The sequence below is a fragment of the Oleiphilus sp. HI0080 genome (assembly GCF_001635135.1).
Map to the genome: position 1 here is coordinate 1 of NZ_LWFU01001063.1, position 1,145 is coordinate 1,145.

Consider the following 1,145-nt stretch of genomic DNA (forward strand, 5'->3'; position numbering starts at 1 on the left):
AACCGGTTCTTTTGAAGCTGACGACCAAATTGCCAACCAAATCCATAGCTTACTTTTTGTTCAAACGTTTCTGGTTTCTTTAACTCTTTACTCATAATGAGACCTTATTACTGCAAGTATTCTGCTGAGTTAGCTGCGCCCGACAGCATCCTCAAGTTCTTTTATTCCAACCTCGACATAGTCTAACAGTCGCTGCATAGACGGCAATGTCCGTCGGCAAGCTGTGAAGCCAAACTCAAGGCTATCGACATAGCTGACCAGTGTAATATTGAGCGCAATCCGATCGATCGGAATAGATACGGGGTACATACCTTTCACCCGAGCGCCGTTCCAGTAAAGCGGCTTCTTAGGCCCAGGGACATTAGAAATAACCACGTTAAAAGCCTGCAAACGGCTAGACACGCCGGTCAGCATATTCAAACCGGCAGGGGCGAGCGTCAACGCGGTGTAGTTAATTGCTTCTTCAAGGCTCATGCTCGCGTAGCGATCTTTAGATTCTTTGACCGAACGCTTGATCGCGTACAAGCGCTCTGATGGGTCACTAATGTTCGTACCAAGACGCGCCAAAATCATCGCTATTTGATTCCCCTGCTCGCTGTCATCCTTGCGCATAGACATCGGCACCATTGCAATCAAAGGCTTATCCGGAAGTGCATTCATGCTAAGAAGATAATTGCGCAATGCGCTACCGCAGACCGCCATTACCACGTCATTCAAAGTAGCATCGGCTTTTTTGGCGATCGCTTTAAAGCGTTCGATTGGATAGGACTGCGCCGCGAAGCGACGCGAACCGGTAATACGCTGATTTAATATGCTTGGAGGCGCCTCGAATGCCGTCGTGTAATCGGGGTTAGAACGCGCCTGTTTAACCGCATGGCTGACTTCTTTGATTAGTGTCGGCACAGTAGATATCTGCTTTCCTGCGGCACCAGCAAGCTCCGTCAAACTAGCAATCACATCAGAACCCTGAATAGGCTCATGCGTGCGATGTTTTTTCGGCATAGCCCACAACGGAGGCTGGTCCCGCACGCTTGGGTCCTCAGACATTAAGCGCATACCCATCCGCATTGCCGCGACACCATCTAACATACAGTGGTGCACCTTATAATAGAGCGCAAATTGCTTGCCGCGAATGCCTTCGATCA

General features: G+C 49.4%; 1 protein-coding gene. It reads right to left on the reverse strand.

The annotated features are described in order from the left end of the window. Positions 1-129: 129 nt before the first annotated feature. Positions 130-1,145, reverse strand: a 1,016-nt coding sequence (locus A3751_RS19795) for a wax ester/triacylglycerol synthase family O-acyltransferase (protein WP_068458659.1), incomplete at its 5' end; no start/stop codon positions are given.